General features: G+C 69.1%; 18 protein-coding genes, 1 tRNA gene and 1 pseudogene. 7 read left to right on the top strand and 13 right to left on the bottom strand.

What is annotated here, in order from left to right; all coding sequences use genetic code 11:
* Positions 1–323 precede the first annotated feature (323 nt).
* Both IEY95_RS09090 and IEY95_RS09085 read right to left on the bottom strand, forming a co-directional pair.
* Positions 324–596, bottom strand: coding sequence for a hypothetical protein (locus tag IEY95_RS09090; RefSeq protein ID WP_189185343.1), 273 nt, complete (start codon positions 594–596; stop codon positions 324–326).
* A gap of 1,291 nt (positions 597–1,887) precedes the next feature.
* A complete protein-coding gene (locus tag IEY95_RS09085) occupies positions 1,888–2,088 on the bottom strand; it encodes a hypothetical protein (RefSeq protein WP_189185342.1) in 201 nt (66 codons plus the stop codon).
* A 165-nt stretch (positions 2,089–2,253) separates the two neighbouring features.
* Between IEY95_RS09085 and IEY95_RS09080 the strand changes: the two are divergent.
* Positions 2,254–2,814: pseudogene (locus tag IEY95_RS09080) on the top strand (tyrosine-type recombinase/integrase); the annotation flags it as partial.
* 92 nt (positions 2,815–2,906) lie between these two features.
* Here the strand turns inward: IEY95_RS09080 and IEY95_RS09075 are convergent.
* A tRNA-Val gene (locus IEY95_RS09075) sits at positions 2,907–2,981 on the bottom strand.
* A 195-nt stretch (positions 2,982–3,176) separates the two neighbouring features.
* Here IEY95_RS09075 and IEY95_RS09070 point away from each other — a divergent pair.
* The 3 genes from IEY95_RS09070 to IEY95_RS09060 all read left to right on the top strand — a co-directional run bounded on the left by IEY95_RS09070 (position 3,177) and on the right by IEY95_RS09060 (position 5,951).
* Complete coding sequence (locus IEY95_RS09070) at positions 3,177–3,953, top strand: DUF4097 family beta strand repeat-containing protein (protein ID WP_189185341.1); 777 nt, start codon at positions 3,177–3,179, stop codon at positions 3,951–3,953.
* A gap of 75 nt (positions 3,954–4,028) precedes the next feature.
* A complete protein-coding gene (locus tag IEY95_RS09065) occupies positions 4,029–5,459 on the top strand; it encodes a hypothetical protein (protein ID WP_189185340.1) in 1,431 nt (476 codons plus the stop codon).
* Positions 5,460–5,729: 270 nt separating this feature from the next.
* The gene (locus IEY95_RS09060; protein ID WP_189185339.1) at positions 5,730–5,951 is read left to right on the top strand and encodes an FmdB family zinc ribbon protein; all 222 of its coding nucleotides are present in this window, start codon (positions 5,730–5,732) and stop codon (positions 5,949–5,951) included.
* Positions 5,952–5,979: 28 nt separating this feature from the next.
* Here IEY95_RS09060 and IEY95_RS09055 read toward each other — a convergent pair whose 3' ends face one another.
* The 4 genes from IEY95_RS09055 to IEY95_RS09040 are packed head-to-tail and all read right to left on the bottom strand — an operon-like array spanning position 5,980 to position 11,201.
* The gene (locus tag IEY95_RS09055) at positions 5,980–6,639 is read right to left on the bottom strand and encodes an O-methyltransferase (protein WP_189185338.1); all 660 of its coding nucleotides are present in this window, start codon (positions 6,637–6,639) and stop codon (positions 5,980–5,982) included.
* 46 nt (positions 6,640–6,685) lie between these two features.
* Positions 6,686–7,513, bottom strand: a complete 828-nt coding sequence (locus IEY95_RS09050) for an HAD family hydrolase (protein ID WP_189185337.1) — start codon at positions 7,511–7,513, stop codon at positions 6,686–6,688.
* Positions 7,513–9,987 carry a phosphoribosyltransferase gene (locus IEY95_RS09045; protein ID WP_189185336.1) on the bottom strand — a complete coding sequence of 825 codons (2,475 nt, stop codon included), beginning with the start codon at positions 9,985–9,987 and terminating at the stop codon, positions 7,513–7,515. The genes IEY95_RS09050 and IEY95_RS09045 overlap by 1 nt, the downstream gene beginning before the upstream one ends.
* A gap of 44 nt (positions 9,988–10,031) precedes the next feature.
* A complete protein-coding gene (locus IEY95_RS09040; protein WP_189185335.1) occupies positions 10,032–11,201 on the bottom strand; it encodes an HpcH/HpaI aldolase/citrate lyase family protein in 1,170 nt (389 codons plus the stop codon).
* Positions 11,202–11,380: 179 nt separating this feature from the next.
* Between IEY95_RS09040 and IEY95_RS09035 the strand changes: the two genes are divergently transcribed.
* The gene (locus IEY95_RS09035) at positions 11,381–12,271 is read left to right on the top strand and encodes a TerD family protein (RefSeq protein ID WP_189185334.1); all 891 of its coding nucleotides are present in this window, start codon (positions 11,381–11,383) and stop codon (positions 12,269–12,271) included.
* Between the two features lie 111 nt (positions 12,272–12,382).
* On the opposite strand, the gene IEY95_RS09030 is transcribed toward IEY95_RS09035, so the two are convergent.
* The 6 genes from IEY95_RS09030 to IEY95_RS09005 form a co-directional block, all read right to left on the bottom strand.
* Positions 12,383–13,120: a TerD family protein gene (locus IEY95_RS09030; protein ID WP_189185333.1), complete on the bottom strand. Its 738-nt coding sequence runs from the start codon at positions 13,118–13,120 to the stop codon at positions 12,383–12,385.
* A gap of 133 nt (positions 13,121–13,253) precedes the next feature.
* Positions 13,254–14,402, bottom strand: coding sequence for a DUF475 domain-containing protein (locus IEY95_RS09025; RefSeq protein WP_189185332.1), 1,149 nt, complete (start codon positions 14,400–14,402; stop codon positions 13,254–13,256).
* Between the two features lie 111 nt (positions 14,403–14,513).
* Positions 14,514–15,089, bottom strand: a complete 576-nt coding sequence (locus IEY95_RS09020; protein WP_189185331.1) for a TerD family protein — start codon at positions 15,087–15,089, stop codon at positions 14,514–14,516.
* Between the two features lie 98 nt (positions 15,090–15,187).
* The gene (locus IEY95_RS09015; protein WP_189185330.1) at positions 15,188–15,763 is read right to left on the bottom strand and encodes a TerD family protein; all 576 of its coding nucleotides are present in this window, start codon (positions 15,761–15,763) and stop codon (positions 15,188–15,190) included.
* 113 nt (positions 15,764–15,876) lie between these two features.
* Entirely contained in the window at positions 15,877–16,335 is a 459-nt protein-coding gene (locus IEY95_RS09010; protein ID WP_189185454.1) for a peroxiredoxin, read from the bottom strand.
* 210 nt (positions 16,336–16,545) lie between these two features.
* Positions 16,546–16,974 (bottom strand): DUF3052 domain-containing protein, encoded by a 429-nt coding sequence (locus IEY95_RS09005; protein WP_189185329.1) that lies wholly within the window; start codon positions 16,972–16,974, stop codon positions 16,546–16,548.
* 423 nt (positions 16,975–17,397) lie between these two features.
* Between IEY95_RS09005 and aceE the strand changes: the two genes are divergently transcribed.
* Positions 17,398–20,130 carry a pyruvate dehydrogenase (acetyl-transferring), homodimeric type gene (gene aceE, locus IEY95_RS09000; protein WP_189185328.1) on the top strand — a complete coding sequence of 911 codons (2,733 nt, stop codon included), beginning with the start codon at positions 17,398–17,400 and terminating at the stop codon, positions 20,128–20,130.
* A gap of 98 nt (positions 20,131–20,228) precedes the next feature.
* Complete coding sequence (locus IEY95_RS08995) at positions 20,229–21,008, top strand: potassium channel family protein (protein WP_189185327.1); 780 nt, start codon at positions 20,229–20,231, stop codon at positions 21,006–21,008.
* Positions 21,009–21,051 lie beyond the last annotated feature (43 nt).

Genomic DNA, 21,051 nt, shown 5'->3' with positions numbered 1-21,051 from the left:
AGGTATCCAGCTCTGAAGTGCAGCTGCATCCCTGGTTCTGTCTGGGGGTGGTCCGGTATCCAATCCGTGGCCCAACCGACGTCCAGGCCTAGTTGATGGCTAAGAGGGGGACCTGTCAGCGCCGACCGCGCACAAGCCCTGAACGGTCTTGAAGACCGTCGTGGCGCGAGTCACCGTGGGTTCAAATCCCACGACCACCGCGCTGGTGAACGGCCCCTGACCAGGTAGATCGGTCAGGGGCCGTTCTCATGCCCGCTGTCCGCCAGCGACTGTGACTCCCCGCTGTATCCCGACCGAACGGGCACGGGAGGGGCACGGACTACTCATTCATCATCCGGATCTTCGAGGCCGAGGTGGTCCGAGGTTTCGAGGAGTGCCGTCTGTCTCTGGGCATCGGGCTCCCGGTCGGCCACCTCTCGGATCACCTGGGCAAGTCTGTGCCGGTCATCGGCGGAGAGCTGGCTGAGCTTGTGTGCGACGTCTTCGAACCACGGCACGCAGACGTCCGGGTCAACGTCATCGTCATCAGTCATGTCGATGGAGACCATGAGGTTCGCCAGAGCATCGGCGAGCGTGATCAGCAATGGGTCCGTCATGGTGTCCTCCAGTCGGTCGAGAGAGCTGCGCCGGACACTACGCGAGGTCGGCGGAACGGCCTTGGGCTGGAGCCGCCTTGGAGCGAGTGATCACGGCCCCGTAAGTTTCCGGCGAGTCGAGGCAAGCTTTGAGATGCGGCCTCATCTTTATCAGGTCGATCACAGGGGACCGTCGACGTCGGTCAACCGGGCCTGCGCCTCGGTCAATCGTCCCCTGAGGGTTGGCGCCAACCGCTGCTGTTCGTGCTTGTTGGTGTCAGCCACTGGTGTCAGTCGCCGCACGCAGTCTTGACACGCGCGGCCATTCTCTCGGGTCTGGAGCACCAGTTTGGAAGACGCCGTTTGCGGATCGCGGCTGACCTGGCAACTCGCTGACCTGGGCCGAAGCCCGATCGGTGCCGCTGTTCCCCGTGAGTCCCCGCTGCGTCCCGTCGGACCGGGCACGCAACGGGCACGGCCGCCGTTGCCAGATCGCCCCTCGATGCGAACTCGGTTCCGGTCGCGGTGGTTGCTGTACTTCGCCGCTGTACGGCAAGTAACTTGGCAGTAGACATCCCCCTGGAAGTGCCATGCCTCGCCGGTCGCCGGCCACCGTAAGAGCAGCATTTCAGCCCCGACGCCGCCCCTGGCCCGCCCGTCGCAGCGCGACGCCAGCGTTCCACGGGTTGCCACTCTCCACCCAGCGCAAGATCCGCGACTTCGAGCGTCGGAACGGTCTCGAACCCGGCGCTGTGACGTACGCGTTTCGAGCGTGGAAGGCGACAGGAAAGCGACGGGGCCCGCGCTGGGGTGATCAGCCGACCTGCTACGAAGCGGCCAGCGGGGCTGAGTCAGGGAGAACGCTCCTCGAAAGGGCCTGTCTGGCCCTCCCCAGCAAGCACCGTCGAAAGCTACGCACTCTCCTGCGCCAACCTGACGCCACCCGATACGCCCAGTCCATCCAAGACCCCTTCGCACCCCTTGAGTGGCCTTGGTGGCTACGTCGGACGCGTGTTTGACCGTTCACCGCTTGAGCTCAGTTCTTCTGGAAGTGAAGGGCCGGGTGCCTGACCTGCGGCCGTGTAATGGATCAACGCTGCGACCTGCGACTTAGCTGTCGGTGGTTGTCAGCGTTGGTCGTCGTTGAGCACCCTCGCACGGCCCAGAGACGGCCCCGAGCGAGAGTGTTAGGACAAGGACGACTGTTGGCCACTTAGCGTGCCCGACGGGTCGGCACAGTCCCTGCGACTCTCCCGGCTACGCTCGCGCGGGAGCGCCCCGCGGCGCGTGGCTGCGGGGCGCCTTGTGGGGTTTAGTCGATCTTCTCCCCGTCGTACATACCGCCCTTGCAGGTGTTGTCCGTCAGATCGGCCGTTCCGCCGCCCTGCTTGCACTGAGAAGGGGTGACGTAGGATGGGGCACCCTGTGCGGTGGCGGTGGCGGCGCCTGTAAGGCCGAGTCCAGCGAGGGCTGCCGTGACGATGACGGCGGCGAGGATTCGTCGAATGCGCATTCGATTCCCCTTTCACGGATTGCCTCGGTTGGGGCACTAGTCAGTTTGATCTTCACCCATGTGGGTGGCACGTCATGTTGCGCCATTCGGGTGATAGCGCTGTCGGGTGCGGGGTCGGTGACGCGACCCGTCGGACAGGCCCTAGGTCGGCGTAGCGACTTTGGCCGGGAGCTGCGGCTCCTCGCTGCCTTTTCGGCGCTCCGCTTCGGTGAGCTGGCCGCTCTCCAGCGCCGGGACATCGACCTGGAGGCCCGTACCGTGTCCGTCCGTCGCTCCTATGCCGAGACGCGGACAGACGGCATGACGGTCAAGGCGCCCAAGAGCGCAGCTGGCGTCCGCACGGTGGCGTTCCCGGCCTCGCTCGTGCCCGAGCTGGCGCACCACCTGGCGGAGCACGCGGAGGCCGGCAGAACCGGGCTCGTCTTCGTCGGGGCCCGCGGCGGTGTTCTTCGCCGGAACAACTTTCGCCGGATCTGGCTCCGGGCTCTCGATGCGACCGGCCTCGGCGACGTGCACTTCCACGATCTCCGGCACACCGGGAACACCCTCGCCGCGACCGGTGGCGCGACAACCCGCGAGCTGATGCACAGGATGGGCCACTCGTCCGTGCGGGCCGCGCTGATCTACCAGCACCTCGTCAACGGCCGCGACCATCAGATCGCCGACTACGTCGACGGACAGATCAAGAAAGTGAAGCGGCCCCCGCGCGACTCATCTGGCACGTAAGTGGCACGACGGCTCCGAGCGGCCAAGAAAGACCAAGGCCCAGGTCTCCGGGCACCTACCCGCTGACCTGGGCCTCTCTCGTGTCCTGAGACTGGTGGGCGCGGACGGTTTCGAACCGCCGACATCCGCCTTGTAAGGGCGGCGCTCTACCGCTGAGCTACGCGCCCAGGACGAGTCGACAGCCTACATTGCCCGAGGGGATGCCCTGCAAACCCGTATCCGGCGAGTGGGGGCGGACGGGGCGGGGCGGAGCGGGGGGTTATCCCCACCTTCGATCCGGGAGCCGCCCGGATCCCCCCGCGGGCCTCGGCTCCGTACGGTCGAAGAGCCTTCGCAGCCAGTCCGTCTCAGGGGGAAACACCATGGCTCGTATCGCTCCTGCCCGCGCGGGCGCCCTCGCCGGCGTCGTCGTGGTCCTCGTCGCGGGCGTCACCGCCTGTGGCGCGTCCGCCGGGGACGACAAGAATCCCGATCACCGGTCCTTCGCGCTGCACGGGCGCACGCTCACCGTCGACTCGGACGACTCCGCGCTCGATCTCGTGGTCTCGGACTCCGCCAAGTCGGACAAGGTCGAGGTCACCCGGTGGTTCCAGGGGCACGTCGTCGTCGGTGGGGATCCCAGGGTGACCTGGGCGATGGAGGACGGCGATCGACTGGTGCTGCGGATGAAGTGTTCGGGAGTGGTGGCCGACTGTTCGGCCAGGCACCGGATCGTGGTGCCGCGCGGCATCGCCGTCACCGTGAAGGACGGGGACGGAAGCGTGCGCGCGCAGGGCTTCAAGGAGGCGCTGAGCGTACGTACGTCGGACGGTTCTGTCCGGGTGACGGACTCCTCGGGGCCGCTGGACCTGCGCAGCAGCGACGGGTCCATCCACGCGCTCGGCGTCGACTCGCGCCAGGTGCGCACCCGTACGCAGGACGGTTCGGTACGGCTCGAACTCGGCGCCGTACCCGACGTGGTGGACTCCCGCTCGCAGGACGGTTCCGTCACGATCGCGCTGCCGCGGGCCGGCTACCGCGTGACGACGGGGAGCGGTGACGGGTCAGTGAATGTGTCCGTACCCCGCGACCCGGCCAGCTCCCATGTGGTGTCCGCCCACACGAATGACGGGAAGATCACGGTACGAACCGCGAACTAACCGGCCCGTGTGTTCGTCCTTAACCGGTGGGAGAATGACAGCCGGGCAAGGCGGATGACAGCACGGGAGAGGGATGTGACGGCGACACCTTCGCAGCCGTACTCGCCGTTTGTGCCATGCGCACAGCAAGCGCCCCGTCGCCCCTCGACTCGGCGGTACCGGGCTCGCCGCGCCCTCGGAATCTCGCGCGCCACCCGTGACGCACTGACCCTCATGACCGTGCCGCTGCTCGCCGCGCTCGTGCTGCCCGCCGCCTTCGCCGGTGGCGGCACCCGGCGGTGGTTCGGCGGTCGCTCCGAGAGTCAGCGGGCCGAGGCGCAGGCCGCCAAGGACGCCGCCGCGGCCGCCTTCTACGAGCTCGACACCGCGCAGCGCGATCTGCGGATCTCCATCGAGACGATCACGGCCGTCGACGACTCGCCCGCGGCCCGCCGCGCGGTCTCCGACTTCGATGCGCTGGGGCGGCGCATCGACGAGGCCAGTCATCAGTACATCACCGCCGTGGACGCCCACGACCTCGACCGCGACGACCTGGAGGCGTCGGCCGCCGCGCGGGCCCGCACCGAGCTGACCGCCGCCAAGGACGAGCTGGGCCGGGTCAAGGGGGATCTGGACCGGTTCGAGCGGGGGCTCGGGCCGCTGCTCGGCAAGGCGGAGACACAGCTCGCCCGGCTCGCCCCCGCCGTCGAGCGTGCCCGCCAGGCCCTGCTGGCCGCCTCGAACGCGTTGGACGGCGTACGGGGTTCGGGGCTCAAGGCCGATGACCTCGCCGCCCGGCTCGCCGCCCTCGGGCCCGAGCTGACCAAGCTCAACCAGGGGGCCGGACAGCACGGCGTACCGGAGACGCTGGAGCGCGCCGAGCGGGTCGCGCGGGAGGCCGGAGCGGTGCGCGCGGAGGCGGAGCGGCTGCCCGAGCGGGCCGCCGAGATCGACCACCGGCTGGTCTCGCTGCGCACCCGCGCACAGGCGCTGACCACCCGGTCCGGGCAGGTGGAGCCGGTCCTGAGCGAGCTTCGGCGGCGCTTCTCGGCCGCGTGCTGGCAGGACCTGCAGCACGTGCCGGAGCAGGCCGCGGAGAGCGTACGGCAGGCCGAGCTCAAGCTGAAGGAGGCGCAGGCCGCGCGCGACACGCAGCGCTGGCCGGACGCGACCTCGCTGCTGTCCACCGTGCGGGCGTTGCTGAACAACACCGACGAGGCCGTCTCGGCCGCCGGCGACCGGCTGCGCCGGCTGAACGCGGTGGCGAAGGACCCGAAGCAGGAGATCGACCGCACCCGGTTCGCCATCCGTGACGCCCAGCGCCTGGCCATGGCGGGCCGCAGCACCCCCGACCCGCGACACGCCCGCCCGCTCGACGACTCCGTCGCCCGTCTCGACCGTGCCGTCGGCACGCTGGACGGGCGCCACCCCGACTACTGGCACTTCCTGACCGAGACCGAGGCGGTACGGCAGACGGTGGCGCGGGTGGTCTCGCAGATCCGTGAGGAGCGGGGCGGCGGAGCCTGAGGTCTCCGCTCCGGTCCTGGGTTCCCGAAGTCTCCCGGGCTCCCGTGTCTGGCGCCCGAAGCCTCCCGCACCCCCGTGTCGGCCACCCGAAGCCTCCCGCACCCCGGTGTCGGCGGACCGGGTCCCCCGGGCGGACGCCGAGAGAACGCACGGCCCCCGCCGACCGGAAAGAACCCAAGGCCCACGCGCTGGCCCTCCAGCGGGCCAGGGAGCGCGAGCTTCCTGGGCAAGCCTCGTCGGCGGCGCGGGGCGCCCGCTAATCTGGGCCTCATGCCTCGCTACGAATACCGCTGCCGGACCTGCGGCGACACCTTCGAACTGAGCCGTCCGATGGCGGAGTCCTCCGCTCCCGCGGACTGCCCTGCCGGCCACGACGACACGGTGAAGCTGCTGTCGACCGTCTCGGTGGGCGGATCGTCGTCCGCCGCGCCCGCACCTGCGCCCCGCGCGGGTGGCGGCGGTGGCTGCTGCGGCGGGGGCTGCTGCGGCTGATCCCCGGATCGCGGGGCACTCCGCCCCGCTATCGCCGCCGCGCCAACGTCATCCCGTCCGCCACCGCCAGCATCACGCTGTCCACGCGGTCGTCCGCCTTCACGTGCTCGTTGAACTCCTTGATCGCCGCGGCGAGGCCGGTCGCCTCGGGGTCGGTGACGCCGCCGTGCAGGAAGACGTTGTCGACGGCGAGCAGTCCGCCGGGGCGCATCCGGGGCACCAACTCGTCCCAGTACGCGATGTAGTTGTCCTTGTCCGCGTCGATGAACGCCATGTCGATGTGCGGCTCGTCCGGCAGCCCGCGCAGCGTCTGAAGCGCGGGCGCGATCCGCAGCTCGATCCGGTCGGCGACGCCCGCCTTCGCCCAGGCCTCCCGCGCGTACTCCGTCCACTCCTCGGAGATGTCGCAGGTCAGCAGCGTCCCGTCGGGCGGCAGCGCCTGAGCCATGGACAGCGCCGACAGCCCCGTGAACGTACCGACCTCGACGATCCGGCGCGCCCCCGTCAGCCGCACGAGGAACGCGAGCAGCGCCCCCTGTTCCTCGGCGACCTGCTTGCCCGCCACCAGCGGGAGTTGGACGTGGGTGACCTCGACCAGCATGCGCTGCACGGGGTCCAGCGGCGGGTTGTGACCGAGCATGTACGCGTAGAGCTCGTCCGTCAGTCGAGTGCTGTTGCCCTTGGCCACGTGGCTCTCCTCACGTCGGGCCCCCCGCCCACGGTAACGCCCGGCCTCAGATCGACGCCTGTCCGTCGCAGGCCTTCACGAACTCCCGCAGGATCCGCTCCCCCGCGGCGACCCCCCGCTCCGGAAGAGCCGTGATCGCGGGCGCCGTCCAGTCCGCCTCGGCCAGTTCGCCGTGGCCGGGGCGCCAGCCACGGTCGGCGGCCTGCAGCAGGTCGGCGTCGAGGAGGGAGTCACCGGCGGCGAGGGTCAGGGTCGCGCCGGTGCGGCGGGCGAGCTCGCGCATGGCCGCGCTCTTGGTGAGCGGCTTGGGTACGGCGTAGATCTTGCGGCCCTGCAGCGACACCGTCCAGCCGCGGTTCTCGGCCCACACGGCCAGTTCCTTCACCCATTCCTCGGGGAGCAGCTCGCGCTCCACCACGAGATAGACGAACAGGTCCTCGGCCACCCGGTGCTTGCGGACCCAGGAGGGATCGGCGGTGGCCGCCAGGTGCTCCCGCACCTCGTCCAGCGGCGCGCACTCGGTGGCGAGCCGCGCCATCACGCTCCCGTGCCAGTCGGGATCGGAGACGCCGTCGACGAGCAGGTGCCCGCCGTTGGCACAGATCGCGTACTTCGGGGCGGGGCCCGGCAGGTTGATGCGCTGGTACTGCTTGCGGGTACGGGTCGTGGTGGGCACGAAGACGGCCGTGTCACCGAGTTCGGTGAGCAGGGTGGCCGCCGTCTCGGTCATGTACGACAGCGGCTTGCTCTCGTGCACCTCGACGCAGAGCAGCCGGGGTGCGCGGGCGTCCGGCATGGTGAGCGCGAGAGCGGCCGACGAGTAGATCAGCGTACGGTCGAGGTCGCTGGCGACGAGCGTCTTGGGCGCGGACATCAGACGGTCACCGCCTTGCCGTCGGCGCCGGTCGCGCCACGCGTGTACTTCGGGTGGATCAACCCCACGCAGGTGTACGGGAGTTCGGCGACCTCCTCGACAGGTACTTCACGCTGCTCGGCGAGCAGGCGTACGTGGTCGAGGTCGGCGCCCGCTCCGGCGCGCGCGAGGATCTTCCACGGGACGCGGCGCAGCAGCACCCGGGTGGTCTCGCCGACGCCCGGCTTGACGAGGTTCACGTCGTGGATCTCGTACTCCTCGCTGATCCGCTCGACCGCCGTCCAGCCCTCCCAGGTGGGGGTGCGGTCGGCGGCGAGGAGCTCCTTGGCCTGGGCGCAGGCCGCGTCGGTGACCTCGGCGAAGTGCGCGGCGACGGCGTCGAGGAAGTCGACGGAGACGTCGGAGCCGGCGAGTTCGCGGTAGAACTTCGCGCCGTGGAAGTCGTGCTCGCCGACCAGGTCGGCACGCAGGACCGTACGCGAAATCAGCCCGGAGACAGTCGAGTTGAGGCACGCGGAGGGGATGAGGAAGTCCTCGCGGGTGCCGTACGTCCGCACGCACGAGCCCGGGTCGGCGAGCACCGCGATCTCCGGGTCGAAGCCGGTGATGCCGTCGGACGCCTCGAACTCCCTTATCGCGTCGGCCAGTTCGCGGGTGATCGCACCCTTGCCGGTCCAGCCGTCGACGAAGACGACGTCGGCCGGGTCGTGGTGGGCGGCGAGCCAGCGCAGCGCGTTGGCGTCGATGCCGCGGCCGCGGACGATGGAGACGGCGTAGTGCGGCAGGTCGAGGTCGTGGCGGTGCTTGGCCCAGCGGCGCATCAGGACACCGACGGGCGTGCCCGCGCGGGCCAGTGACACCAGGACCGGTCGCGGTGACCTTTCGGCCAGCACCAGCTCGGTGACGGCGCCGACGGCCTGGGCGATGCGGGCGGCCGAGGTGTCGAGGGCCGCGTGGAACAGCTCCTGGTACTGAGCGGTCGGCTGGTACTCGACCGGCAGCGACTCCGCGTAGTGGGCGCCGCCGCTCTGGATCGCCTCCTCGCGCTCCTCGGTCGGCGCCTCCAGGCCCACGTCCGAGAGGTCCTGGAGCAGCCAGCCGACTTCGTCGGCCGCGTACGAGGAGAAGGCGGGGCCGCGAAGGGGCTCGGGCAGCATGGAGGGCCTTTCGGTCAACGGCCGTGCGGGGACGTACGACGGGACGACGGCGAGCAGGACGCTCGGGGTGTGCCCCGCCAGCTGGGCCAACAGGCCGTCGGGGGCGTGCAGTTCAGGGGTGTCGGCCACCGAGTCGACGACGGCGACGACGGCGTCGAAGCCGGCGCCCGCGACGTTGTAGGCGTAGCGCTCGCCGGGGCCGTCGTCGGGGTTGTCGTGGGCGGGGAAGACGAGGCGGGTGCGGATCGCGTAGCCGGGGTCGTCGAGGGCGAGAACGGGCGAGCGGGTGGTCGTGGAGTAGCGCACCTCGGCGGTCACCACCTGCTCCAGCTCCCGGGCCAGCCTGAGCGGCGCGTACATCAGCTCCTCGAAGCCGAGCACGAGCACGCGCCGCGCGCCGTCCGGCAGCGCGTCGGCGATCCGGGCGGCCATCGCGGGCAGGGCGCCCTCCAGCCGTATTCGATGGCCGGGTGTGAACCCGTGCCGCCCGCCGTCGGGGACGCCGCGGGGCCAGCCGAGCTGGACACGGGTGGCCTTGTCCGCGCTCCCCCGAACGGGGGCTTCGGGCGCCGCCGTCTCATGCGCGGCGACCAGGGCCTGGCCCTTCTCCAGGACGCCCTCCGGGAGCTTCACGGTCCCCGACGCCGCGGACACCAGGTCCACCCGCGCGCCGATCTCCCGAGCGAACTCATCCAGGCGCCCCAGGTCGGCGGCCGACCGCATGTCGACCAGCGCCACGACGACGTAGCGCTCGCGCGGATAGCGCTCGTGCAGGTCACGGATCGTGTTGAGGACGGTGTTGCCGGTGGAGAACTCGTCGTCGACGAGGATCAGCGGGCCGGAGCCCGCCAGCAGACCGGACTCCTCGGGCAGGAGCAGGTGCGAGGTGGCGTGCGAGTGGGACTCCTCGAAGCCGCCCGCCCGGGCGACGCCCTCGACCGGGCGGCGGGTGGAGTGCAGGTAGGGCGCGAGGCCGACACCGTCCGCGACCGAGTGGCCGAGGCCGGTGGCCGTCTCGGCGTACCCGAGGACCACGGCCGCGCCGGCGTCCTCGGCGCCCAGCAGGTCTCGCACCCGCCGGCCGAGCGCAAACCCGTATCCGTACACCACGGCCGGCGACTGCGGTACGTGTTTGCCGAGGACGTTCGACACGAGCAGATGCGCGCGCCTGGGGTTGCGGCGCAGCGCGAGACCCAGCAGGTCGCTCAGCTTCTCGTCACCTACGAGTTCGACGCCGAGCCGCTGGGCGACCCACGTCCCGGTCCACACCGCGTCGTTCGCCGAGGCGTTCACTGCGTCGTTCACTGCGTCGTTCATCAGTTCCTTGTTGATCGGATTCCGCATCGCCGGTTCGCGCCGGCTCACGCCGGGAGCCCGGCGGCGAGCAGGTCCACGAAGCCGATGTCCTCGTGGGCGACGCCGAAGACCTCGGCACGCTGGAGGGTGCGCTCGGCCCAGGCGCGATGCGGCTTCACCTCATTCATTTTGTTCGTGTACGCCGACCGCAGCACGCCCCCGCCGCCGCGCTCGGGCTTCAGGATGTCCTGCGCGTCGCTGTACTCCTCGTGACTGACGACGGACAGCGCATGCACGGGCAGGACGTGCGAGGGGTGGATGCAGGTCTTCCCGAGCAGGCCGTTGGCCTGGTCGAGGGTGATCTCACGGAGCAGGCCGTCCATGGCGTGCTCGATCAGCGCCTCACGCAGCTCCTCCGCCTGCCCCTCCAGGAAGGGGCTGCGGCGCAGCTGCGGCTTGAACATGCGCTCCTGGACCCGGAAGTACTCCCACACCGGCCCGGTCACCGTGAAGCCGGTGCCGTCGGCCCGCCCCAGCATGTTCACCACGTCGGCGATCACGGAGGCGACGACCTGGACGTCGTACGCCGTCATGTCGGGGGCCCTGCGCAGCGCATACGAGGAGCAGAAGTCCGTCACGCCGAGGCGCAGCGCGAGCACCCGGTCGCGGTACTTGTCGACGGCGCGGGAGATGCCCTCAAGGGTGTCGACGCGCGACTCCCGGTACAGCAGCTCGGGCGATTCCAGCACCGGCATGGCGAACAGGCGCCGCCCGCTCGCCACCTCGGCACCGGTGAGCGCCTCGAGGAACGGCATGCCGCGCTCCTCGGTGAACTTCGGCATCACGAATCCGGACAGCAGCCGGACGGCGGGACCGAGGCGCTCGACGAGGTCGGGGATCTGCTCGGGGAAGCGGACCCGGATGAACAGCAGCGGGACCTCACCGGTGTCCTGGCGTGCCGCGAGTTCGGTGAACTGCCGGACCAGGTTCTCCTCGGCGTCCACGACCTCCGAGTCGTCGATCGAGTCCTCCAGGCACAGCACCATCGAGACCACACCGCGCCCGGCCTGCTTGATGATGTCGTCGGCCAGCTGCGGCCGGTTCGCCGGGCTGTACAGCGTGGCCCCGAGGGCCGCCGCGAGCACCCGGGCCGGCGAGTCGGCGGTGAAGTCGCCGGGTTCCCGGAAGAAGAGGCGCTGCCGCTCTTCAGGGGCGATGTGACCAAAATGACGCATGAAACTCCCCCGTGGCGGCTAGTTGGCCGACGTGATGTGGCCGGTAATAGTACGTATGGATCTATGTCACAGGTTCCCATCGGGCATGAAGTTCAGGTAACTCGGCCGTGTCCAACACTCGCCGGTTCCGGGGAGACCCCACGTTGTCGTGACCAGGACCGAGAGGGCAGGATGACCGCATGACGCACGCGATGCTGAAGGGGTCGAACGTCCCGCTGGACGCCACAGCGGTGCGCGCGGTGCTGCGCTGGACGCCCGGGCAGGGTGTCCCCGATGTCGATGCCTCGGCGCTGCTCCTCGGCCCCGACGGTCGTGTGCGATCCGACGAGGACTTCGTCTTCTACAACCAGCCCCGCCACCCCTCCGGCAAGGTCTGGCGACTCGGCAAGAAACGCGTCACCGAGGGCCTGACCGACACGATCCAGACGGATTTGGCCGGTGTCGAGTCCGGTGTCGGACAGATTCTCCTCGTCGCATCGGCGGACGACGTCACCTTCGACCGCGTACGAGCCCTGCGCATCCTGCTGTACGACGCCGCGGTCGCGGACGGCGAACCGCTGGCGTACTTCGACATCAAGCCGGAGACCGGCGCGGAGACCGCGCTGATCTGCGGGGAGCTGTACCGGCGCGGTGAGGGCTGGAAGTTCCGGGCGCTCGGGGAGGGCTACTCCGACGGTCTGGTGGGGCTCGCGACCGACTTCGGGATCTCCGTCGACGAGACGGAGGCCGCCGCCGCGCCCGTGTCCGGATCCACCCCCGAGGCCGCCGCGTGGGCCGCGCCCGTCGGCGCCCCCGAGACGTCGGTGCCGCTGCCGCCCGAGCAGCCCGCGCCGGTGCCGCAGCAGCCCGCGTACGGGTATCCGCAGCCGCAGACGGCTCCCGCGGGGCCGGCTGGAGCTCAGCCGGCGTACGGCTATCCCCAGCCCACCAGTCAGCCGGCCTACGGCTACCCGGGGCCCCAGACCGCTCCGGCCGCCCAACCCGCGTACGGCTTCCCGCAAGCTGTGGGCGCCGGCCCCGACCCGGACTTCCGGCTGCCACCGCAGGGGCCGCAGTTCATCGGACGTTAGACGGCGCCATCCGGTGCGCTGTGGGGCCGGGGCGCCTGCTGGCACCCACCGGGTGCCGCTCTCCTCGGGACGCGTGCCGCCCCTGGCGGCACGCATGCCCGCAGCCGTGGCTCAACGCTCCGCCTTTGACTTGTAGCCACGGCCCCACTGCAGCCCCCACCCGTAGAGGCGGTCGAGTTCGGCCTGGAAGCCGTAGACGAACTTCACCTCGCGGCGCACGGTCAGCTCGCCCTTGTTGTTCTGGATCATCACGACCGCGCAGGACCGGGCCTGCGGATGGCGCTCCTCCAGGCCGATCTCGATGCGGGGGCCGTTGCTCGGGTAGAGCGTGATGATGGCGTGCGTGCGGTCGAAGGCGGGGGTTTGGTCGTAGATGTAGACGAAGACCAGCAGCCGTTTGATGTCGTCGCGGTGGTCGAGGTTGACGAAGGCCGTCTCGCCGGAGCCCGAGCCGAAGCGGTCGTCGCCGCTGAGCTTCACATACGGCGGGACGTTGAGTTCGCCGTAAAAGCTGCCGAGTGGCTGGACCACGCCCTTCGTGCCGTCCGTCAGCTCGTACATGACACCCAGGTCGAGGTCGACGTTGACCATGCTCTGGGTGTGCGCCTGGACCACTTCCGGCTTGAAGGTGCGGAAGGGGTGGCGCAGCAGGCTGCCGCGCTCCGGGCCGCCGATGTCGGAGGTGCGCATCCGCCAGGAGAGGTTGATGCGCAGATTGCCGGTGGCCGCGCCCTGTTTGGTGAGCGAGACCGTGTGGTTCCGCTTGGTCAGCTCTATGGAGTTGGTGGCCGCGCTGCCGGAGTCGAAGTCCGTCGAGCGTCCGCGCCACAGGTCCTGCCAGATGCCCATTCCGCCCCCACGTTCCCTAGATGTGCGGCGGGGCGGCCGCGAGGACTGTTCCTCGACGGCCGCCCCGCTCAGAGCGTTCCTCCGCGGGGCCCGGTTCACACGCCGGCGAACCGAGCCTCAGGAGAGGGGGCTGTCACACCCCGGATGAGACCTCGGCCTTCTCGTCCGAGGCCTCACCTTTTCCCTCGGCCGCCGCGAGCGCCCTGTTGCGGCGCACGGACGACCAGAAGGACCAGGCGATCAGGAGGACGCCGACGAGGCCGGTGATGACCTCGTGGATCTCGTACTGGATGGTGACCATGAGGATCACGGCGAGCGCGCCGATCGCGTAGTGCGCGCCATGCTCCAGGTAGACGTAGTCGTCCAGGGTGCCCTGGCGAACCAGGTAGACCGTGAGCGACCGGACGTACATGGCGCCGATGCCGAGGCCGAGCGCCATCAGCACGATGTCGTTGGTGATCGCGAAGGCACCGATCACGCCGTCGAAGGAGAAGGACGCGTCCAGCACTTCCAGGTAGAGGAACATGAAGAACGCGGCCTGGCCGGCGAGGACGATGGCCGGCTTCTTCTTGCCGGTCCGCTCGGCCTCCTCCTCTTCCTCGTGCTCCCGCTCCTCCTCTTCCTCGAGCTTGTCCTCGAAGTAGCCGGAGAGTCCGCCGACGATCATGTACGTGATCAGGCCCGCGATGCCGGAGATCAGCACCGTCTGCGCCTTGTCGACGTGCGCGCCGCCGTGCTGGTGGGCATGGGTCGCGAAGGTGAACGCGGTGATGAGCAGGACGACCAGCGCGATGCAGACCGACAGCATGTCGACCTTGCCGAGCTTGGCCAGCGGCCGCTCGATCCAGCGCAGCCACTGGACGTCACGGTCCTCGAAGATGAAGTCGAGGAAGATCATCAGCAGGAACATGCCACCGAAGGCCGCGATCGCCGGGTGGGCGTCGGTCACGAGCTCCTGGTAGTGGTCCTTGTTGTTCAGCGCGAGGTCGACGGCCTCGATCGGGCCGATCTTGGCGCTGATGGCGACGATCACGACGGGGAAGACCAGTCGCATACCGAAGACGGCGATCAGCACACCGACCGTGAGGAAGATCTTCTGCCAGAAGGCATTCATCTTCTTCAGGATTCCGGCGTTGACCACCGCGTTGTCGAAGGACAGCGAGATCTCCAGGACGGCCAGGATCGCCACGATGCCGAAGGCGGTCCACCCCCCGTAGAACGCCGCTGCGACCAGACCGAGCGCGGTAATCGCGAACGACCAGCCGAAGGTTTTCAGAAGCACTGGCTACCCAATCATCGTGTGTGTACGGGTCTCCCCCGCGCCGTACTCGGCTTTACCTAACGTTGACCACGAAGTGTAGAGGGCTGCCCCTTCGACCGGCGTGGGTGGGCTCTAGGAAACATTGACCCCGAAGTCGAGGGCGATGCCCCGCAGGCCTGACGCGTACCCCTGGCCGACCGCGCGGAACTTCCACTCGTTGTTGTAGCGGTAGACCTCGCCGAAGATCATCGCCGTTTCCGTGGAGGCGTCCTCGGAGAGGTCGTAGCGGGCCAGCTCCTGGCCGTCGGCCTGATTGACGACGCGGATGAACGCGTTGCTGACCTGGCCGAAGGTCTGGCCGCGGTTGTCGGCGTCATGGATGGAGACCGGGAAGACGATCTTGTCCACGTTGGCCGGCACCTTGGAGAGGTCGATCAGGATCGACTCGTCGTCGCCCTCGCCCTCACCCGTGAGGTTGTCACCGGTGTGCTCCACCGAGCCGTCCGGGCTCTTGAGCTGGTTGTAGAAGATGAACCACTCGTCCCCGAGCACCCGGCCCCCGTTGCACAGCAGCGCGCTGGCGTCGAGGTCGAAGTCGGCTCCGGTGGTGGAGCGCGCGTCCCAGCCGAGCCCGATCATCACCTGCGTGAGGTTCGGTGCGGCCTTCGAGAGGGAGACATTGCCCCCCTTGGCGAGCGTGACGCCCATGATGCTGGTCCTCCCCGAGGTCGATCTTTCAGTTGTACGCAGGCCGGGCGCCGCACCCGAGGGTGCGGCGCCGGACCGATGAGCCGGGGCCCTACGGCTCAGACGTTCACGCCGAAGTCCTGCGCGATGCCGCGCAGGCCCGAGGCGTAGCCCTGGCCGATGGCGCGGAACTTCCACTCGGCGCCGTTGCGGTAGAGCTCGCCGAAGACCATCGCGGTCTCCGTCGAGGCGTCCTCGGAGAGGTCGTAGCGCGCGATCTCCGCCTCGCCGGCCTGGTTCACCACGCGGATGAACGCGTTGCGGACCTGGCCGAAGGACTGCTGGCGGTTCTCGGCGTCGTAGATGGAGACCGGGAACACGATCTTCTGGACGTCGGCGGGAACGGCGGCGAGGTTGACCTTGATCTGCTCGTCGTCGCCCTCGCCCTCACCGGTGATGTTGTCGCCGGTGTGCTCCACCGAGCCGTCCGGGCTCTTCAGGTTGTTGAAGAACACGAAGTTCTGGTCGGTGCTGACCTTGCCGTCCGCGTTCGTGAGGATGGCACTGGCATCGAGGTCGAAGTCCACGCCGGTGGTGGTCCGGGCGTCCCATCCCAGACCGACGATGACCGCGGTCAGTCCCGGGGCCTCCTTCGACAGCGATACGTTGCCGCCCTTGCTGAGGCTGACTCCCACGAGTCCTCCCAATGGTGTCCGGGGGCGGGAAGCCCCGTAGTGCGTTGGTATCGGATCAACGTGTCGATCCTAGTGACGGGTTCCCGCACCCCGCAGGGCTTGGAACCGAACAATCACAGGGTGTCGAGCGCCTTGACGTACTCATTCAGGTCACGCGCGTCCGGCAGGCCGTTCACGACGGTCCAGCGGACCACGCCCTCCTTGTCGATGATGAACGTGCCGCGCACCGCGCAGCCCTTGTCCTCGTCGAAGACGCCGTACGCGCGCGAAATGTTGCCGTGCGGCCAGAAGTCGGACAGCAGCGGGTACTCCAGGTCCTCCTGCTCGGCGAAGACGCGCAGCGTGTGGATGGAGTCGTTGGAGACGGCCAGCAGCTGGGTGTCCCGGTCCGTGAACTGCGGCAGGTTGTCGCGCAGGGAGCACAGCTCGCCCGTGCACACACCGGTGAAAGCGAAGGGGTAGAAGAGCAGCACCACGTTCTTCTCACCACGGAAGTCGGACAGCTTCACGGTGGCGCCGTGGTTGTCCTTGAGCTCGAAGTCCGGGGCCTTGGTGCCGACCTCGATCGCCATAGTCACACGCTTCCCTTCCAGGGGGCTGTTCGGGTGAGACCAGCCTACGCAGCGATCACCACGCTTCCCACGGGAGGCAGACACAGAAACGCCGGGCGGGCTGAGAGAACTCAGCCCGCCCGGCGTTCGAGGACGAGGCCCTTCAGGCCGACTGCCCGGGGGGTCGGGGGCGGGAGCCCCCGACATTCCCCGGACCGACCCAGCGGAGCGTCAGCGCTTCGACTTCGGCGTGGCCAGGCGCGTGCCCGACCATTCCTTGCCCACCGAGATGCTCTTCGTCTGGGAGAGGCCGGCGGTCTGTGCGGCATCGTTGATGTCGCTGGGCTCGACGTAGCCGTCCCGGCCGGTCTTCGGGGTCAGCAGCCAGACATTGCCGCCGTCCTCGAGGAGACCGATGGCGTCCACCAGGGAGTCCGTGAGATCGCCGTCCTCGTCCCGGAACCACAGCAGCACGACGTCAGCGACGTCGTCGTAGTCCTCGTCGACCAGTTCCTGGCCGATCAGCGATTCGATGCCTTCACGGAGCTCGTGGTCAACGTCGTCGTCGAAGCCGATCTCCTGGACCACCTGTCCGGGCTCGAACCCCAGCCTGGCGGCCGGGTTGGTCCGCTCCTCCGCGTGGTCCGCGGTCGCGCTCACGGCTTGCCTCCTGATTGTGTTTCGGTAGATGTACAGCAACGCGCGTGCGCGAAGCATTGGCCGTAGTCCACACGGGCGGGACGGATCGCGCAAGTACCCGGCCGTCGAGACCGCCGAAACGGTGACGATCCCGGCGGTGTCGCCGCAACTCCAGGCATGGAATCACGCCGCTTCGTGACGCACACCACACCTTTCTGCCCGATTTGCGAACTTCGGAACCCTTGGAACGTACGAGACCCGAACACTTTGCGGAACGCGTCATGGACTGCAGCGTATCGTTACGTTTTGGTCGGGCCCGTCCCAACGGTCTGCAGAAATGTCTCGGTTACCCCGTAGTAGAGATGACGATTCCGCCCCCTAGGTACACGATGGGGAACGGTGCAGGCATCAAGCAAAGTGGCCCTCTGACAGCGAAGGAACAGCGTGGCTTCCGGATCCGATCGCAACCCGATCATCATTGGCGGCCTTCCCAGCCAGGTCCCGGACTTCGACCCTGAGGAGACTCAGGAGTGGCTCGACTCCCTCGACGCCGCCGTCGACCAGCGCGGCCGTGAGCGGGCCCGCTATCTGATGCTGCGGCTCATCGAGCGGGCCCGCGAGAAGCGCGTGGCCGTGCCGGAGATGCGCAGCACGGACTACGTCAACACGATCGCCACCAAGAACGAGCCTTTCTTCCCCGGCAACGAGGAGATCGAGCGCAAGATCCTCAACGCCACCCGTTGGAACGCGGCCGTGATGGTGTCCAGGGCGCAGCGCCCGGGCATCGGGGTCGGCGGCCACATCGCGACCTTCGCGTCCTCCGCCTCGCTCTACGACGTCGGCTTCAACCACTTCTTCCGGGGCAAGGACGAGGGCGACGGCGGCGACCAGGTCTTCTTCCAGGGGCACGCGTCCCCCGGTATCTACGCCCGCGCGTTCCTTCTCGACCGGCTCTCCGAGCAGCAGCTCGACGCGTTCCGCCAGGAGAAGTCGAAGGCGCCGTACGGCCTTTCCTCGTACCCGCACCCGCGACTGATGCCGGACTTCTGGGAGTTCCCGACCGTCTCGATGGGCCTCGGCCCGCTCGGCGCGATCTTCCAGGCGCGGATGAACCGGTACATGGAGGCGCGCGACATCGCGGACACCTCCAAGTCCCACGTGTGGGCGTTCCTCGGCGACGGCGAGATGGACGAGCCGGAGTCGCTCGGCCAGCTGTCGATCGCGGCGCGCGAGGGCCTGGACAACCTGACCTTCGTGGTCAACTGCAACCTCCAGCGCCTCGACGGCCCGGTACGCGGCAACGGCAAGATCATCCAGGAGCTGGAGTCGCAGTTCCGGGGTGCCGGATGGAACGTCATCAAGCTGGTCTGGGACCGCAGTTGGGACCCGCTGCTGGCCCAGGACCGCGACGGCATCCTCGTCAACAAGCTGAACATCACGCCCGACGGACAGTTCCAGACGTACGCCACCGAGACCGGTGCGTACATCCGCCAGCACTTCTTCGGTGACGACCACCGGCTGCGCGCCATGGTCGAGAACATGACCGACGACCAGATCCTGCACCTGGGCCGCGGCGGTCACGACCACCGGAAGGTCTACGCGGCCTTCGCGGCGGCCAAGGCGCACAAGGGCCAGCCGACCGTGGTGCTCGCCCAGACCGTCAAGGGCTGGACGCTCGGCCCGAACTTCGAGGGCCGCAACGCCACGCACCAGATGAAGAAGCTGACGGTCGCCGACCTCAAGGGCTTCCGCGACCGCCTGCACATCCCGATCACCGACGCGCAGCTCGAAGGCGGCGCCCCGCCGTACTACCACCCGGGTCGGGACTCGGAAGAGATCCAGTACATGCACGACCGCCGCAAGGGGCTCGGCGGGTACGTCCCGACGCGCGTCGTGCGGTCGAAGCCGCTGGCCCTGCCGGACGACAAGACGTACGCGAGCGTGAAGAAGGGCTCGGGTCAGCAGTCCATCGCCACGACCATGGCCTTTGTGCGTCTCCTCAAGGACCTCATGCGGGACAAGGAGATCGGCAGGCGCTTCGTGCTGATCGCGCCCGACGAGTACCGCACCTTCGGCATGGACTCGTTCTTCCCGAGTGCCAAGATCTACAACCCGCTGGGCCAGCAGTACGAGGCCGTGGACCGCGATCTGCTCCTCGCGTACAAGGAGTCGCCGACCGGACAGATGCTGCACGACGGCATCTCCGAGGCGGGCTGCACGGCGTCGCTGATCGCCGCGGGTTCGGCGTACGCCACGCACGGCGAGCCGCTGATCCCCGTCTACGTCTTCTACTCGATGTTCGGTTTCCAGCGCACCGGAGACCAGTTCTGGCAGATGGCCGACCAGCTGGCGCGCGGTTTCGTGCTCGGTGCGACCGCCGGCCGTACGACGCTGACCGGTGAGGGCCTCCAGCACGCGGACGGGCACTCGCAACTGCTCGCCTCGACGAACCCGGGCTGTGTCGCGTACGACCCGGCGTTCGGCTTCGAGATCGCGCACATCGTGCAGGACGGTCTGCGCCGGATGTACGGTCCGGACTCGGAGGACGTCTTCTACTACCTCACCGTCTACAACGAGCCGATCCAGCACCCGGCCGAGCCGGCGGACGTCGACGTGGACGGCATCCTGAAGGGCCTCTACCGCTTCAGCGAGGGCACGTCGGGCTCGATCCCGGCACAGATCATGGCGTCCGGTGTCGCCGTCCCGTGGGCGATCGAGGCGCAGCAGATCCTCGCCGAGGAGTGGAACGTCAGGGCGGACGTCTGGTCGGCGACCTCCTGGAACGAGCTGCGGCGCGAGGCCGTCGAGGTGGAGCGGCACAATCTGCTGCACCCCGAGGAGGAGCAGCGCGTCCCGTACGTGACACAGAAGCTCTCCGCCGTCCAGGGCCCGTTCGTGGCCGTCTCCGACTGGATGCGATCGGTTCCGGACCAGATCGCGCGGTGGGTGCCGGGGACGTACCAGTCCCTCGGCGCGGACGGCTTCGGCTTCGCGGACACGCGCGGCGCGGCCCGGCGCTTCTTCCACATCGACGCGCAGTCGATCGTGGTCGCGGTGCTGACCGAGCTCGCGCGCGAGGGCAAGGTCGACCGGTCGGTGCTCAAGCAGGCGATCGACCGCTACCAGCTGCTCGACGTGGCGGCGGCCGATCCGGGTGCGGCGGGCGGCGACGCGTAGACATACGTACGGCGGGTGAGGGGCGGCGGGGCTTCAGGTCCCGCCGCCCCTCCGTCGTCGGGTCTCCGGGTGCTTCGCTTTCTTTCTACGATGCGGGCATGAAGGATGAATCGGCACAGGTCCGTTGGGAGCTGCACACCCAGCGGCCTCTGCTCGCGCTCGCGGTGGCCTTCGCCCTCGCGTACGCCGTGCCGATCGTGGACAGCGACGCGAGCCGCTCGCTGACGCTCGCGTGCACGGTGGTGGAGTGGACGGTGTGGGGCTCGTTCGCCGCCGACTATCTCGTACGGCTCGCACTGGCCCGGCAGCGGCGGGACTTCGTCCGCAGCCACTGGCTGGACCTGTGCGCGGTGATCCTGCCGATCCTGCAGCCACTGCGGCTGCTGCGCCTGGTCTCCACGCTGATGCTGGTGGGACGGCGGGCACGGATGGCCTCGCAGATCCGGCTGACGACGTACGTCGGGGGCGCGGTGATCGGGCTGCTGATGTTCGGCTCGCTCGCGGTGCTGTCCGTGGAGCGGGACTCGCCGAACGGGAACATCAAGACGCTGGGCGACGCGGTGTGGTGGTCGTTCACGACGATGACGACGGTGGGGTACGGGGATCACGCGCCGACGACCGGTCTGGGCCGGATGCTCGCGGTCGGGCTCATGCTCTCCGGCATCGCCCTCCTCGGTGTCGTCACCGCGAACATCGCCGCGTGGTTCATCTCCCGGTTCGACAAGGACGACGTGGAGGAACGCCGCCAGACCGCCGCGATCGAAGCCCTCACGGAGGAGGTTCGCGCACTGCGCGCGGAGGTCGCCGCGTTGTCCGGCGGGGCGCCCCCAGGAGTACCGCTCCCGGTGCCTGAGGCTGCCGAGGAACACTCGCGCTGACCCTGGGCGCCGGGCATCGTCCCAGCCGTAGGCGCCAGGCGCC

Origin of the sequence: Streptomyces albiflavescens (genome assembly GCF_014645835.1) — a bacterium.
Taxonomy (GTDB): domain Bacteria; phylum Actinomycetota; class Actinomycetes; order Streptomycetales; family Streptomycetaceae; genus Streptomyces; species Streptomyces albiflavescens.
This window is presented reverse-complemented; position numbering and strand designations above follow the sequence as displayed.

What these genes read in the sequence shown, in the direction of transcription:
- IEY95_RS09090 (WP_189185343.1), bottom strand. Translation starts at nt 596, where the DNA reads ATGACGGACCCATTGCTGATCACGCTCGCCGATGCTCTGGCGAACCTC.
- IEY95_RS09085 (WP_189185342.1), bottom strand. Translation starts at nt 2,088, where the DNA reads ATGCGCATTCGACGAATCCTCGCCGCCGTCATCGTCACGGCAGCCCTC.
- IEY95_RS09070 (WP_189185341.1), top strand. Translation starts at nt 3,177, where the DNA reads ATGGCTCGTATCGCTCCTGCCCGCGCGGGCGCCCTCGCCGGCGTCGTC.
- IEY95_RS09060 (WP_189185339.1), top strand. Translation starts at nt 5,730, where the DNA reads ATGCCTCGCTACGAATACCGCTGCCGGACCTGCGGCGACACCTTCGAA.
- IEY95_RS09050 (WP_189185337.1), bottom strand. Translation starts at nt 7,513, where the DNA reads ATGTCCGCGCCCAAGACGCTCGTCGCCAGCGACCTCGACCGTACGCTG.
- IEY95_RS09045 (WP_189185336.1), bottom strand. Translation starts at nt 9,987, where the DNA reads ATGAACGACGCAGTGAACGACGCAGTGAACGCCTCGGCGAACGACGCG.
- IEY95_RS09040 (WP_189185335.1), bottom strand. Translation starts at nt 11,201, where the DNA reads ATGCGTCATTTTGGTCACATCGCCCCTGAAGAGCGGCAGCGCCTCTTC.
- IEY95_RS09035 (WP_189185334.1), top strand. Translation starts at nt 11,381, where the DNA reads ATGACGCACGCGATGCTGAAGGGGTCGAACGTCCCGCTGGACGCCACA.
- IEY95_RS09030 (WP_189185333.1), bottom strand. Translation starts at nt 13,120, where the DNA reads ATGGGCATCTGGCAGGACCTGTGGCGCGGACGCTCGACGGACTTCGAC.
- IEY95_RS09020 (WP_189185331.1), bottom strand. Translation starts at nt 15,089, where the DNA reads ATGGGCGTCACGCTCGCCAAGGGGGGCAATGTCTCCCTCTCGAAGGCC.
- IEY95_RS09010 (WP_189185454.1), bottom strand. Translation starts at nt 16,335, where the DNA reads ATGGCGATCGAGGTCGGCACCAAGGCCCCGGACTTCGAGCTCAAGGAC.
- IEY95_RS08995 (WP_189185327.1), top strand. Translation starts at nt 20,229, where the DNA reads ATGAAGGATGAATCGGCACAGGTCCGTTGGGAGCTGCACACCCAGCGG.